Origin of the sequence: Streptacidiphilus jiangxiensis (assembly GCF_900109465.1) — a bacterium.
Taxonomy (GTDB): Bacteria; Actinomycetota; Actinomycetes; order Streptomycetales; family Streptomycetaceae; genus Streptacidiphilus; species Streptacidiphilus jiangxiensis.
This window is the reverse complement of sequence record NZ_FOAZ01000013.1, coordinates 179,774-194,436: the sequence shown is the minus strand read 5'-3', so window position 1 is coordinate 194,436 and position 14,663 is coordinate 179,774. Positions and strand designations below refer to the sequence as shown.

8 protein-coding genes and 2 pseudogenes are annotated in these 14,663 nt (G+C 71.9%); 8 read left to right on the top strand and 2 right to left on the bottom strand.

Features of this window, described 5'->3' with window-relative positions:
* Positions 1 to 38 precede the first annotated feature (38 nt).
* The 6 genes and pseudogenes from BMY61_RS24600 to BMY61_RS24575 all read left to right on the top strand — a co-directional run bounded on the left by BMY61_RS24600 (position 39) and on the right by BMY61_RS24575 (position 11,035).
* A complete protein-coding gene (locus BMY61_RS24600) occupies positions 39 to 1,382 on the top strand; it encodes an LLM class flavin-dependent oxidoreductase (RefSeq protein ID WP_042444292.1) in 1,344 nt (447 codons plus the stop codon).
* Positions 1,379 to 5,269 (top strand): ABC transporter ATP-binding protein, encoded by a 3,891-nt coding sequence (locus BMY61_RS24595; protein ID WP_075004047.1) that lies wholly within the window; start codon positions 1,379 to 1,381, stop codon positions 5,267 to 5,269. The genes BMY61_RS24600 and BMY61_RS24595 overlap by 4 nt, the downstream gene beginning before the upstream one ends.
* On the top strand, positions 5,266 to 6,303 hold the full coding sequence (locus tag BMY61_RS24590; RefSeq protein ID WP_042444290.1) for an aldo/keto reductase: 1,038 nt from the start codon (positions 5,266 to 5,268) through the stop codon (positions 6,301 to 6,303). Before BMY61_RS24595 ends, BMY61_RS24590 begins: the two co-directional genes overlap by 4 nt.
* Before the next feature lie 689 nt (positions 6,304 to 6,992).
* The gene (locus BMY61_RS24585; protein WP_082014839.1) at positions 6,993 to 9,095 is read left to right on the top strand and encodes a recombinase family protein; all 2,103 of its coding nucleotides are present in this window, start codon (positions 6,993 to 6,995) and stop codon (positions 9,093 to 9,095) included.
* Positions 9,002 to 9,943, top strand: a pseudogene (locus BMY61_RS24580) (amidohydrolase family protein); the annotation flags it as partial. The gene BMY61_RS24585 and the pseudogene BMY61_RS24580, both read left to right, overlap by 94 nt.
* A 75-nt stretch (positions 9,944 to 10,018) precedes the next feature.
* Positions 10,019 to 11,035, top strand: coding sequence for a TIGR03842 family LLM class F420-dependent oxidoreductase (locus BMY61_RS24575; RefSeq protein WP_042444286.1), 1,017 nt, complete (start codon positions 10,019 to 10,021; stop codon positions 11,033 to 11,035).
* Positions 11,036 to 11,162: 127 nt separating this feature from the next.
* Here BMY61_RS24575 and BMY61_RS24570 read toward each other — a convergent pair whose 3' ends face one another.
* Positions 11,163 to 12,242, bottom strand: a complete 1,080-nt coding sequence (locus BMY61_RS24570) for an RNA polymerase subunit sigma-70 (RefSeq protein WP_052438463.1) — start codon at positions 12,240 to 12,242, stop codon at positions 11,163 to 11,165.
* A 166-nt stretch (positions 12,243 to 12,408) separates the two neighbouring features.
* Between BMY61_RS24570 and BMY61_RS24565 the strand changes: the two genes are divergently transcribed.
* Entirely contained in the window at positions 12,409 to 13,350 is a 942-nt protein-coding gene (locus BMY61_RS24565; protein ID WP_042444283.1) for an NmrA family NAD(P)-binding protein, read from the top strand.
* A gap of 156 nt (positions 13,351 to 13,506) precedes the next feature.
* Positions 13,507 to 13,647, top strand: a pseudogene (locus tag BMY61_RS48825) (MFS transporter); the annotation flags it as partial.
* 42 nt (positions 13,648 to 13,689) lie between these two features.
* Here the strand turns inward: BMY61_RS48825 and BMY61_RS24555 are convergent.
* A complete protein-coding gene (locus tag BMY61_RS24555; RefSeq protein ID WP_042444281.1) occupies positions 13,690 to 14,652 on the bottom strand; it encodes an SDR family NAD(P)-dependent oxidoreductase in 963 nt (320 codons plus the stop codon).
* Between the last annotated feature and the right edge of the window lie 11 nt (positions 14,653 to 14,663).

The window sequence follows — 14,663 nt, the reverse complement described above, 5'->3', positions numbered from 1 at the left end:
ACGCGTACGACGCCCACGACACCCCAGAGGGACCCCGCATGCCCAAGCAGCTCCACTTCAACCTGTTCATCCACGACACCGGGCACCACGAGGCCTCCTGGCGGCTGCCGGAGTCAGACCCGACCGCCGACCTGGACCTGGGCTTCCACCAGCGGCTCGCCCGCATCGCCGAGGACGCGAAGTTCGACTCGGTCTTCCTGGCCGACAGCCCCTCGCTCTGGGGCGACCCGGGCCGGCGCCCGTCCGGCAAGCTGGAGCCGACGGTGCTGCTCGCGGCCCTCGCCGCCGGCACCACCCGCATCGGCCTCATCGCCACCGCCTCGACCAGCTACAACGAGCCCTACAACCTGGCCCGCCGCTTCGCGTCGCTCGACCACCTCTCGGGCGGCCGCGCGGGCTGGAACATCGTCACCACCGCCGGTGACGCCGCGGCGCGCAACTTCGGCCTGGAGGGCCAGCCGCTGCACCGCACCCGCTACGAGCGGGCTGCGGAGTTCCTGGAGGTGTCCACCAAGCTCTGGGACAGCTGGGCCGACGAGGCTCTGGTGGCGGACAAGGACACCGGCGTGCACGCTCTCGCGGAGCGCGTGCGCCCGGCCGAGCACCGGGGCCGGTTCTTCAGCGTCGAGGGGGCGCTGAACGTGCGCCGCTCCCCGCAGGGCTACCCGCTGCTGGTCCAGGCCGGCTCGTCCGAGAGCGGCAAGGACTTCGCCGCCCGCTGGGCGGAGGCGGTCTTCACCGCCCAGCCGACCCTCGCCGAGGGCCAGGCCTTCTACGCCGACGTCAAGCGCCGCGCCGTCGCCGCCGGACGCGACCCCGAGCACGTCAAGATCCTTCCCGGCATCGTCCCGGTGATCGGCGACACCGAGGCCGAAGCCCGGGAGCTCGAAGCCGAACTGGACCGGCTGATCCGGCCCGAGTACGCCCGCGAACAGCTCGCCACGCTGCTGAAGGTGGAACCGGAACGGCTGCGTTTCGACGAGCAGCTGCCTGCGGACCTCCCCACCGAGGACGAGGTCGAGGGCTCCAAGAGCCGCTACACCCTGATCGTCGAGCTCGCCCGGCGCGAGAACCTGACGGTGCGGCAGCTCATCGGGCGCCTCGGCGGAGGCCGCGGCCACCGCACCTTCACCGGCACGCCCGTCCAGGTGGCCGACACGATCCAGCACTGGTTCGAGAACGGCGCGGCCGACGGGTTCAACGTCATGCCCGCGGTGCTGCCGTCCGGGCTGGAGGTGTTCGTCGCGAAGGTGCTGCCGATCCTGCGCGAGCGCGGCCTGTTCCGCACCGACTACGAGGGCACCACTCTGCGCGAGCACTACGGCTTGCCGCGTCCCGTGAACCAGTACGCCACCACGTCGACCGTCGGTGTGTCCGCGTGACCCAGCCTTCCTGTAGGACGTCCGGTCCGACGGCCGACCCGGCACCGGAGACGGCCGGGTCACGGACACCCGGGTGGGCGCGCCGGCTGGCCGGATACTGCCTGCGCCACCGGGCCGACCTGGCGTGGACCTACGGCGCCGCCCTGGTCGCGGCCGTGGCGACCGCCGCGCTGCCCATGGTCCTGCGTGACGTCGTGGACCGCGTGGACGTGCCGACCGCGCACCTGACGCCGTGGGTGCTGCTGCTTCTCGGACTCGGCGCGGTGCGCTTCGCGGGCGGGTTCCTGCGCCGGTACTGCTCCGGACGGGTGTCGCTCGGCGTGCAGTACGACCTGCGCAACGACGTCCTTGCCGCGCTGCTGCGCCTGGACGGACCAGGACAGGACGAGCTGCCCACCGGGCAGGTCGTCAGCCGGGCCATCTCTGACGTGACGCTCATCCAGATGCTGTTGCAGTTCCTGCCGAACATGTGCGGCAACGCGTTGATGTTCGTGGTGTCGGTGGTGCTGATGGCGACGTTGTCGCTGCCCCTGACGCTGGTGGCCCTGGTCGTCGGGCCGGCGCTGTGGCTGATCGCTGTCCGCTCCCGCCAGGACCTGTTCCCCGCCAACTGGCACGCACAGCAGGAGGCGGCCGAGGTCGCCTCCGTGGTGGAGGCCGCCGTCGCGGGGGTGCGGGTCGTCAAGGGCTTCGGGCAGGAGCAGCGCGAGCTGGCCGCGCTGGAACAGCGGGCCCGCGGCCTGTTCGCCTCCCGGGTCCGCGTCGCCCGGCTCACCAGCCGGTACAACCCCGCCCTCCAGGCCGTCCCGGCGCTCGGCCAGGTCGCCGTGCTCGCCCTGGGCGGCTGGCTGGCCCTGCACGGCGAGATCTCGCTCGGCACCTTCCTCGCCTTCAGCACCTACCTCGGCTCCTTCGTGGCCCCGGTGCGCCAGGTGGCCACCCTGCTGACGGTGTGGCAGCAGGCCCGCGCCGGTGCCGAGCGGGTGCTCGACATCATCGACGCGCCGGCGGGCGTCACGGACCCGCTGGTGGCGGACCGACTGCCGGACGGCCCCCCGGCCCTGGAGTGGGACGGCGTGGTCTTCGGCCACGACCCGGCGGCCGCGCCGCTGCTGGACGGGTTCACGCTGCGGGTCGAGCCGGGGGAGACCCTCGCCCTGGTCGGCGCGGCCGGATCAGGCAAGTCCACGGCAGCCTCCCTGCTGCCGCGCTTCTACGACCCGCGCGCCGGGACGGTCCGGGTCGGCGGCGTCGACGTGCGCCGGATACGGCCCGCAGACCTGCGGGCCGCGATCGGCTTCGTCTTCGAGGAGCCGCACCTGCTCTCCGACACGATCGCGGCCAACATCGCGTACGGCCGCCCCGACGCGTCGATCGAGGAGATCCGACGGGCCGCGCGGGTGGCGCAGGCGGATGGGTTCGTCACCGCGCTGCCGGACGGCTACGCCACGATGGTTGGCGAACAGGGCCTGACACTCTCCGGCGGTCAGCGCCAACGCATCGCGCTCGCCCGCGCCATCCTGCGCGACCCCGACGTGCTGGTCCTCGACGACGCCACCTCCGCGATCGACGCCCAGGTCGAGGCGGACATCCACGCCGGGCTGCACCAGGTGGCCCGGCAACGGACGACGCTGATCATCGCCCACCGCGCCTCGACGCTGGAACTCGCCGACCGGGTCGCCGTGCTCGACGGCGGCTGGGTTGTCGACGTCGGCACGACGGCGGAGCTCCAGGCCCGCAGCCCGCTGTACCGCTCGCTGCTCTCCCCGGACGAACAGCCCGGCGAGATCGGCGTGGACGAGGCCGCGGCCGCCGAAGCTCCCCGCCCGCGCGGGATCACCGAACGGCTCTGGAGCGAACGGGCGTCGAACGCCGACGAGGCCAGGAGCGCCGGGGACGTCGGCGCACGGGTCGCCGCAGGCTACGCGCAGGCCGCGGCGGGGGCCGGGCCCGGCGGCCTGGGGCACGGCGCCGGCCTGCTCGGCGGCGCCCCGCCCAGTCCGGAGCTCCTGGCCCGGCTGGCCGCACTCCCGGCAGCGCAGGCCGACCCGGACGTGCGGCCCGAGCAGGCGCGTGCTGCGGATCCGGGCTTCGGGCTCCGGTCACTGGTGCGGCCCTTCCGCGGCCCCCTGCTCGCCGGACTGGCGCTCGTCGGCGCGGACGCGCTCGCCCAGATCGCCGTCCCGGTCCTGATCCGGCGCGGCGTCGACACCGGTGTCGTCCGGCACGCACAGGGCACCCTGCTGCTGATCGCCGCGGCCGCGGCCGGGGTCGTCCTGCTCGACTGGCTGGTCAACGTCGTCCAGGTGCGGGTGACCGGCCGCACCGGCGAGCGTCTCCTCTACACCCTGCGCGTGCGCACCTACGCCCAGCTGCAGCGGCTCGGCCTGGACTACTACGAGCGCGAGCTCGGCGGCCGCATCATGACCCGGATGACCACCGACGTGGACGCGCTGTCGGGGTTCCTGCAGACCGGCCTGGTGACCCTCGTGGTCTCGCTGCTGACGATCGCCGGAGTGCTCGTCGCCCTACTGGCGATCGACGCCCGACTCGCCGCCGTTGTTCTGGTCGCGCTGCCGGTCCTGGTCGGCGCCGCGGCGCTGTTCCGCTCCCGGTCGGTTCCCGCCTATCTGGAGGCGCGCGAGCGCGTCAGCGCCGTCAACGCGTACTTCCAGGAGAACGTGGCGCTGGTCCGGGTCACCCAGGCCTTCGGTCGCGAAGCCCGAAACCAGCGGGACTTCGCCCGCCTCGCGTGGGCGTTCCGCGATGCCAGACTGCGGGCCCAGCGGCTGATGGCGACCTTCTTCCCGTTCGTGGAGTTCCTCAGCACGGCCACGACCGCCGCGGTCCTGGTCGTCGGCGCCGGACAGGTCCGCGACGGAGCACTGAGCGCCGGAACCCTCATCGCGTTCCTCCTCTACGTCGACCTGTTCTTCTCGCCGATCCAGCAACTGGCGCAGGTCTTCGACGGCTACCAGCAGGCCGTCGTGGGCCTTGGCCGCCTGCGGGCCCTCATGCGAGAAACGATCGGCACCCCGACCGCCGCACGACCGCTGCCCGTGGGTGAACTGTGTGGCGAGATCGAGTTCGACCGCGTCTCGTTCGCCTACCGCGATGGCGAGCACGCGGTGCTCGACGAGGTGAGCCTGCGCGTCGCCCCGGGTCAGACGGTGGCGCTCGTCGGCACCACGGGCGCGGGCAAGTCGACGATCGTCAAGCTCGTGGCCCGCTTCTACGACCCGACCACCGGCGCCGTCCGCATCGACGGCACCGACCTGCGCGAACTGGATCCGGCCGCGTACCGGCACCGCCTGGGCGTCGTCCCCCAGGATCCGCACCTGCTCGGGGCCACGGTCCGCGACGCGATCGCCTACGGCCGCCCGGACGCCACCGACGCGGAGGTGGAAGCGGCGGCACGCGCGGTCGGCGCGCACGAGATGGTGGCCGGCCTGCCTCGCGGCTACCTGACCGAGGTCGGTGAGCGCGGTCGCGGCCTGTCCGCCGGCCAGCGCCAACTGCTCGCACTCGCAAGAGCCGAGCTGGTCGACCCGGACATCCTGCTGCTCGACGAGGCGACCGCCTCGCTCGACCTGGCCGGCGAACGCCGGGTGACAGCCGCGACGGCCGCGCTCACCCGGCGGCGCACCACCCTCGTCGTCGCGCACCGGCTCACCACCGCCGCCCGAGCCGACCGTGTGGTCGTCCTGAGCGGGGGCAGGGTCGTCGAAGCGGGCCCCCACGAAGAACTGCTGGCGGCGCACGGCCCGTACCGGCGCCTGTGGGACGCGTACCGCACCGCGGGCGACGCCGGCGTCGACGAACTCGCCGAATCCGGGGCGACCCGGGCCTCTGGAAGGCGAGCCACACCCATGGAAGGAAGCGCATGACCATCCCGTACCGGCCGTTCGGCCGCACCGGCGTCCAGGTGAGCGCCCTCGCGCTCGGCGCCATGAACCTCGGCAGCCCCGGCAACCCCAGCCACGAGGACGGCGTGGGCATCGTCCACCGCGCGCTCGACGCGGGTATCAACATCGTCGACACGGCGGACGTGTACTCCCAGGGCGAGTCCGAGGTGATCGTCGGGAAGGCCCTGGTGGGCCGCCGCGACGACGTCTTCGTGGCCACCAAGTTCCACGGCCGCATGGGCGACGACGTCAACCGGTTCGGCAACTCGCGCCGGTGGATCGCCCGCGCGGTCGAGGCCAGCCTGACACGGCTGAGGACCGACCACATCGACCTCTACCAGGTCCACCGCCCGGAGGAGGACACCGACTTCGACGAGACCCTGGGCGCGCTGTCCGACCTCGCCCACCAGGGCAAGATCCGCTACATCGGCACCTCCACCTTCCCGGCCTCCCGCATCGTCGAGGGGCAGTGGATCGCGGAGAAGCGGAACCGCGAGCGGGTCGTGGCCGAGCAGCCGCCCTACTCGATCCTGGCCCGCGGGATCGAGGCCGAGGTGCTCCCCGTGGCGCAGCGGTACGGGCTCGCGGTCATCCCCTGGAGCCCCCTGGCCGGCGGCTGGCTGACGGGACGATACCGGTTCGGAGGACCTCAGCCGCAGTCAAGCCGTGCCGACCGCCAGCCGGGGCGCTTCGACGTGGACAGCGCCGACAACGCGGACAAGCTGGCAGCGGTCGAAGCCCTCGCGCTCCTGGCCGAGGAGGCGGGGCTGACTCTGATCGAGCTGGCTCTCGGCTTCGTGTTGGCCCATCCGGCCGTCACGTCGCCGATCATCGGCCCGCGCACCCTGGCTCAGCTGGAGCAGCAGCTCGGCGCCGCGTCCACCCCGCTCCCGCCGGATGTCCTGGACGCGATCGACAAGATCGTCCCACCGGGCACCACTCTCTCCGCACGCGACACCGGCTACGTGCCGCCCGCCCTGCAGGACGCGTCGCTGCGTCGGCGCCCCGGCAGTTGAGCACACCGCCGGTCGGCCCAGGTCCCTGGCGAGAGTAGAGCGGCCCGACAGGGGCCGCCTATTCGGGCGCGTGCGTTCCCGCAGTGAGCCGAGGGCTTCGGCGGCGCCGGGGCGAGGAGGCAGTAGCGGGCGAGGGTGACCTTGGTTGTCTCCAATCGGAGCCGGAGCAAGAGTTCCTTCGCCACGCAGGTCAGCGGCGAGAAGCCAGGACCGGCTCTGGCGACTCCCTAACCCGACGTCACGTATCCCCTCCGCCGTCACACAAGCGGCGTAGTGAACCGCACCGGTTCGAATGGAGGCTCCGGACAACCCGGAACGGTTCACACTCCATCATGACGAAGCAGGATGAAAGAGCCGACCTGGACGCCTCTTTCATCGAGAGTGGGCGTCAGATCGTCCTCGCGCTCACGAGGGAGGCTCCATGCACCGGGAACTCGGGGAGTGCCCGTCGGATGTGGGTGCGGTGCGGTCGCTGGTCCTCCTGGAGTGGAGGCCGCGTGTCTTCACGGACCAGGAGCGTCGTCGGCTTGCGGCGATTCTCTTCGGAGGTGTGGGTGGGGAGAGTTCGGGATCCGCCGGTGGTTCGTGTAGTGACTTGCTCCGGCGTGCTGGGTAGTGTGCGGTCGCAGAGTTGATCTTCGCGGGTCGCGTGCGGCGACCTGGCCCAGCCTGCGGGAAGGGAGGATGGGGTGCGTCGGCGAGCACAGTCCCGAAGCCTGGTGCGTGATGCTGCTGGCTCGGCCCGGGTGGCGGTCTATCTGCGTGTCTCGACGGTGAAGCAGCTCAAGGGCTACGGGTTGCAGGTCCAGCTGGAGGAGAGTCTGGCCTGGCTGGACTACCGGCTGGGCCAGGGCAGGTATGCCTATGAGGTGTTCACGGATGGCGGGGTATCGGGGAAGCTCGCGCAACGCCCGGATCTGGATGCATTGAACACCGCGATCCGAGAGCGGCGCTTCGACCTGGTGGTGTTCGGGAAGCTGGACCGTATTGGTCGCACGATGAAGGACATCCACCGGTGGGTGTACGACACGACCGATCTCGGTGTTCGCGTCGCTACGGCTGATGGGCGTATCGACAGCGACGACGACATGTTCGGGATCCTGCTGAGCCTGCTCGCGTACATGGCCGAACTCGAGCACGCCATGATCTTGGACCGGACCATGGGCGGGCGGGAGAAGAAGCTGACGGCGGGCGGCTGGCCAGGGGGAGTGGCCCCGTTCTGGCTGCAGCTCCCGGGCAAAGGCTCCAACGACCCGCCCATCTTGCGGGAGGCCGGGGTCAGGCTGCTCGAAGCTGCGGCGGGCCTGATGGCGGACGAGCGCCGGCACGCAGAGGATGCCGCCCGACGCCTGAATCTGCTCGGCTATAGGACCACGCGGGGCTTGCCGTGGACGGGCGCGAATCTGATCCGGACGTTCCAGCAGACAGCTTTGGACGGCTACATCGTCTACCGCAACACCGAGCATCCCCGCGGGGCTTCGGTCCGCAAGGGCGACGACGGGCTCCCCTTGTATGGGGAGACGGTTCGGATCCCTGTTCCCACACCGCTTCCGGCGGACAGGGTAGCGGCGGTACGTCAGGCGCTGGCCCGGCGCTCGTTCGTGAAGCCGGCGGAGCGAGGCTACCTGCTGTCGGGGCGGTTGAAGGCGCGGTGCGGCCACCACTACATCGGCACCCACCGCTCGACGCGCGACCGCACCACCTACCGGTGCAGCGGCCACCGGGCCCAGCCGGCCTGTGACTGCCAGGAGATCCTGGCCGAGCCGCTGGAAGCCGTGGTGTGGGGCGAAATGGTCAAGGTCCTCGGGGATCGCGAAAAGCTCCGGGCTCTGGCGCAGGAGTGGATCGGAGACGTCCCCGAGCGCGCCCGCGCCTACCGGGAGCGAATCGCGGAACTGGATGCGCAGCTTGAGCAGCACCGTCGGATGCGCAAGACCAAGCTGGTGGCCCTCGCCGCCGCCATGTCCGGCGGCGGGAACGACGACACGGACACCGAAATCGAGATCCAGGAGGCGATAGAGGAGCTCAAGGCGGAGCTGAAGGACAAGGAGGCCCGACTGCGGCGGATGCGCGAGGAGACCGTGGAGTGGCTGGCTGAGGCCGAGGCGCAGGAGGAGCGCGCGCAGGAGGTGCTGGAGCTTGCCCTGCACACGGAGGAACGCCTCGCGGACATGCCGGTCGAGAAGCGGCAGGACCTCCTGGGCCTCCTCGACGTCGAAGTGGAGGTGACCAGCGATGTCCCGGGGTCGTTGCGCCGGGACGGTTGCCTGTTTGAGATGTGGTTCGAAGACCACGGGGAGCTGGTTCCGCCCGCGCTGACTGACGGGGAGTGGGAGCGGGTCGCGGGGCTCTTCCCGGTCCTGCGGGCGGGGCCGAAGATCGTGCCTCCGCGCATGGCATTCGAGGCCTCGCTGTACAAGGCGCGCACCGGCTTGGCGTGGAAGGACCTGCCTGGCACCGTCACGGGGGGACACCGCCATCACACGGTGTATCAGCGCGCTCTGATGCAGCTGAAGTCCGGGGCGTGGGAGCAGGCGGTCCGTGCGCTCGGCCCCTATGACGGCACCCCGGTGCCGCCAACGTACCTGCTGCCGGATCTCCACATCACCGCCAGCTTCGACCCCCGCCTGAGCAGCCTGCCCCGCACGGCTGGTGACGGTGAGTCCAATGTGACTGGAGAGGGCGCAGAGAGATCATTTTCAAGCTGTTCATGGCCTACCCGGGCGTCTTCTACAGCGACGACGGCCGCATCCTGCGGGCGATGCAGCGCTCGGCCGGCAACGGCGGGCTGATCATGATGCACGCGGAGAACGGCATCGCGATCGACGTGCTGGTCGAGCAGGCGTTGGCGGCCGGGCACACCGATCCGCGCTATCACGGTGAGGTACGCCGTGAGCTGCTGGAGGCGGAGGCGACGCACCGGGCGATCCAGCTCGCGCGGGTGGCGGGTGCGCCGCTGTACGTCGTCCACGTGTCGGCGGAGCAGGCCGTCGCGGAGATCGCGCAGGCGCGCGACCTCGGGCTGAACGTGTTCGGGGAGACGTGCCCGCAGTACCTGTTCCTGTCGACGGACAACCTCGCGGAGCCGGACTTCGAGGGTGCGAAGTACGTGTGCTCGACGCCGTTGCGGCCGAAGGAGCACCAGGCGGCGCTGTGGCGGGGGCTGCGGACCAACGACCTGTCGGTGGTCTCGACGGACCACTGTCCGTTCTGCTTCGTCGGGCAGAAGGAGCTGGGGCGCGGGGACTTCTCGAAGATCCCGAACGGCCTGCCGGGCGTGGAGAACCGGATGGATCTGCTGCACCAGGCGGTCCTGGACGGGCACATCTCGCGGCGGCGGTGGATCGAGCTGGCGTGCGCGACTCCGGCGCGGATGTTCGGGCTGTACCCGCGCAAGGGCACGATCGCGCCCGGCGCGGACGCGGACGTCGTCGTCTACGACCCGCACGACCGCTACACGATGTCGGCCCGGACGCACCACATGAACGTCGACTACTCCGCCTACGAGGGCCGCCAGGTCTCCGGCCGGGCGCGGACGGTGCTCTCGCGCGGCGCCGTGGTCGTCGACCGCGGCGAGTACCTCGGCCACGCCGGCCACGGCACCTTCGTGCCGCGTGCCACGAGCCAGTATCTGATCTGAGCCTTACCGGCTCGGAGCCTCGCGTGCTCCGAGCCGGACCCCACCAAGACTCCGCACGTCCGAAAGGCGCCTGTGATGGATATCGGCCTCGTCCTCCAGACCGATCCGCCCGCGAAGCTGCTGGTGGAGCGGATGATCCGCGCCGAGCAGGCCGGGTTCACCCACGGCTGGACGTTCGACTCCTGCGTGCTGTGGCAGGAGCCGTTCGTGATCTACAGCCAGATCCTCGCGCAGACCGAGCGGTTGACCGTGGGCCCGATGGTCACCAACCCGGTCACCCGTACCTGGGAGGTCACCGCCTCCCTCTTCGCGACGCTGAACGACATGTTCGGCGCCCGCACGGTGTGCGGCATCGGTCGCGGCGACAGCGCGCAGCGCGTCGCGGGCCGCAAGCCGGCGACGTTGGAGCGGCTCTCGCACGCGATGCACGTCATCAAGGAGCTGGCGGAGGGGCGGGAGGCCGAGGTCGACGGCACGGCGATGCGCATCCCGTGGATCACGGGTGAGCCGAAGCTGCCGATCTGGATGGGCGCCTACGGGCCGAAGGCCCTGGAGCTGACCGGCCGCCAGGCCGACGGCTTCATCCTCCAGCTCGCCGACCCGTTCCTGACGGAGTGGATGGTCAAGGCCGTCCGCCGCGCGGCGGAGGAGGCGGGCCGCGACCCGGCGTCCGTCACGGTCTGCATCGCCGCGCCCGCCTACGTGACGGACGGCAGCGACGAGCAGCTGGCCCACGCGCGGGAGCAGTGCCGCTGGTTCGGCGGCATGGTCGGCAACCACGTCGCCGACCTCGTCTCCCGCTACGGCGAACACAGCGGCCTGGTCCCGGACACGCTGACCGACTACATCAAGGAGCGCCAAGGCTACGACTACTCCCACCACGGCCGCGCCGGCAACCCGGACACCGCCTTCGTCCCGGACGAGATCGTCGACCGCTTCTGCCTGATCGGCCCAGTCTCCGCCCACCGGGAGAAGTTGGAACACCTGCGCTCCCTGGGCGTGGACCAGTTCGCCATCTACGCCATGCACGACGCCGTCGAGTCGACCATCGACGCCTACGGCCGGCACATCATCCCCACTCTGAAAGGCTGAAGGGACGCCCGCCGCCCGCGTCCCCACCTTCGCGGGAAGGTGGGGACGCTGCGGCAACTCCGCGTGGTGGAACTCGGGTTGTGCGTGGTGTTGTGTCCGGGGGTGGTGCGGCGGCCGCCGAGCCGCGCTACCAGGGCAGTCTGTCCGGCGCCCCGGCCTCCGAGGTGAGCAGTGCGACCAGGCGCGGGTCCAGGAAGGTGTCGAGCGCGGCGATCCGGTCCTCGCGCACGGTGAGGAGCTGCACGGCGAAAGGCCGCCACCCCGCCGGGCCCTGGCCGTCGTGGTGAAGGATGGCGAGGCCGGGCGTGCCGTTGGCCCGGATCGGCAGGGCCCGGGAGCCGAGGCAGGGGTTGGGGTCGCGGAGGAACCACCGCCCGATGTCGGCGCGCCCGGCAAGCCACAGCGCGTGCGGCGGCATGGAGAGCGTCGCGTCGTCGTGGAGCAACGCCAGGAGGGCGGGGATGTCGTGGCGCTCGAAGGCGGTGATGTAGCGGTCCAACAGGGCTCGCTGACGCTTGCTCAGTTCGCTGAGCTCGTCCCGCCGGGGACCCCCGTCGCCGTCACCGTCGCTGTTGCCTTCGGCGTCGGTCGGGGCGGTGGCGGCCAGGCTGTGACGGGCGCGGCGCAGCAGGCCGTTGGCGGCGGGGACGGTCACCTCCAGCAGCGCTGCGGTCTCCTGGGCGGACAGGCGCAGGATGTCGCGGGCCAGCAGCGTGGCGCGCTGCGTCGGGGGGAGCCGGTGCAGGGCGGCGACGAAGGCGAGCCGGACCGACTCGCGCAGGACGGCGGCGTGGGCGGGGTCCGGGTCGGCGGGCAGCAGCCACCGGTCGGGCGCGGGCAGCAGCCAGCGCTCCTCCTCGGCGGCGCCGCGCGGGGACAGCGGGTCCCCGGCCGCGGTGACGTCGACGGGCCGCTCGCGCCGTGGCCGCTGCCGTAGCAGGTCCAGGCAGACGTTGGTGGCGATCCTGAACAGCCACACCCGCACCGAGGCGCGCCCGGCGAACTCCCCACGGCCCCGCCAGGCGCGCAGCCACGTCTCCTGCACGGCCTCCTCGGCGTCGAAGGGGGAACCGAGCATGCGGTAGCAGTAGCCGAGCAGCTCATGCTGGTGGCGGGCGTGGAGCGCGTCCCAGCCCCCGGCCGGGACCCCGAGCCCGACTGACTGCGTTCCCTGGGCGGCGGGCGTCCCCTGGCCGAGGGTGGTCACAACATCTGCGGATGTCGCCTGGGTGGTGGACCTCACCTGAGCGACAACCGCGACCGTCCGCGAGGTATTTCCGCCCGAAGCGGTCAGTTCCGCGCCCCTGCTTCGTCTGCACCGTACGTAGGACCGCACCGAGCGGTCCGCAGTGGCAACCACCAGGGAGCAAGAGATGATCCTCATCACCGGAGCGACCGGCCTGACGGGCTCGGCCGTGGTGCGCGAGTTCGGCCGCCAGGCCCGACCCGCCCGCGCGCTGGTCCGTGACCCGGACAAGCGCCGCGCCGAACGCGACGCGGCGGGCGTCGACACCGTCCGCGCGGACCTGCTCGTTCCCGCGACCCTCGCCCCCGCGCTGGACGGCGTCGAGACGGTCGTGCTGATCTCCAGCGGGGACGACGCGATGGTCGAGGCCCAGGGCAACCTGATCGACGCGGCCGTCGCGGCGGGCGTGCGACACATCGTCAAAGTCTCCGGCCTCGGCGCTGATCCGGACTCCGCGTTCCGGTTCGGGCGCTACCACGCGCAGGTGGAGCAGCACCTGCTGGCGGCGCGGGTGCGCGCGACCGTGCTGCGGCCGAGCCAGTTCATGCAGGTCTACTACCGCGAGGTGCCCACCCTGCTGGCCGACGGCAGCTTCGCCCAGCCGCTGGGCGACACGCGGATGGCGCCGGTGGACACCGAGGACGTCGCCCGGATCGCTTTCGCCGCGGCGACTGCGACTGCGACTGCGACTGCGACCGTGCCCGAGTCCGTGGACGGCGAGGCCGACCTCCTCCCGTTCACGGGACCCGAGGCGCTGTCGATGACCGAGGTCTGCGCGATCCTCTCCGAGGTCATCGGGCGACCGATCCGCTACGTCGACCTGGCGCCCGAGGAGAAGCACCGCAGGCTCCTCGCCGCCGGAATCCCGCGACGCTCCGCCGACGACCTCGACGACCTGTTCCGCGTCCGGCGCGAGGGCGGACCCGAGTCCGACGTCGACACCGCGGCCTTCGACCGCTTCGGCCTCCGGCCCACCACCTTCGCAGAGTTCGCCCACCGCTCGGCCCCGGTCTTCCGTGCGGAGATGTCCCCGGACCACCTGTGGGCCTCGGGCTGGCTGCAGCGCTAGACGTGGCACGCCGCCCCTGCCTTTCCGACCATCAGCGAGGTTTGGCTGCGCCTCCTGGAGACCTACCGGGGCTGAACCGCGTCCCACGCCAAAGGGCGGTGGCCTCCCCGAGGGGAGGCCACCGCCCTTTGCCGGGCCGGGTGCGCGCGGGCCGTCGGCTTCTACCTGCTGGTCTTCCAGGGCGGCAGCGCGCTCGGCTCGCTGTGGTGGGGCCAGTTCGCACAGCACACCACGGTGACGCCGGCGATGGTCCTGGCGGCAGTACTGTTGCTGCTCGGCGTGGTCTCGCTGGGCCGGCTCCCGTTGATCGACTGCCGCGTCGATCCCACGTTGTCGGGATCAGTCCCGCGTCGCCAGGGTGTCCTCGGACACCTGCCAGAGCCTTGCGGCGGCCTCCGGATCGAGAGCGTACTCGGCCACGCCCGTGCGTGCGCCGAGCACGCCCCTGACAGCCTCGTTGCAGTCCTCGAAGTAGCGGCCGCTGACGCCCGCCACCAGCGGTGACGCGGCCAGCAGTACCGAGGTCGCCGCGCCCTCCTCCGGCGACTTCCACCGAAGCTCCGTGCCCCCCGCGGCCTGCGCGCGCAGCCGGGCCAGCTCCTCGTCGGAGACGTAGCGCTGGAGGTTGGTGCGGATCCCGCCGGGCATCAGCGCGTTGACGGAGATGCCGTCCCGCGCCCAGCGCTCGGCCGCCTCCACGGCGAACAGGACGTTGGCGGTCTTGGACTGACCGTAGGCGGACCAGGGCTCGTAGGGGCGCTCGCGGAAGTGGATGTCCTCGAAGACGACCGGCGAGCGGTGGTGGGCGCTGGAGCTGACCGCCACGACGCGGGCGGCGCCGCTCCGTGCCAGCGCCTCGTGCAGGCCGGTGGTCAGCGCGAAGTGGCCGAGGTGGTTGGTGGCGAACTGGAGCTCCCAGCCCTCGGGGGTGCGCAGCTCGGGCGAGGCCATGACCCCGGCGTTGTTGACCAGGATGTCGAGCGGTCCGTCCCAGGCGGTGACGAAGTCCGCGACGGAGGACTGGTCCGCCAGGTCCAGGTGCGCGACGTGCACCTGCTTGGCGCCCGTCGTCGCGGTGATGTCGGCCGCGGTGCGCGCCCCCGCGGCGAGGTCGCGGACTGCGAGGGTGAGCTCCGCTCCGGCGGAGGCCAGCGCGCGGGCGGTCTCGACGCCGATACCGGAGGCGCCACCGGTGACGACGACGCGGCGACCGGTCAGGTCGACGCCGGCGACGACCTCGGCGGCGGTCGACTCGGCGCCGAAGGGGGTGGTGAGGCGGGCAGGGGGAGTGGTGCCGTTCATGCTGGTTCCCG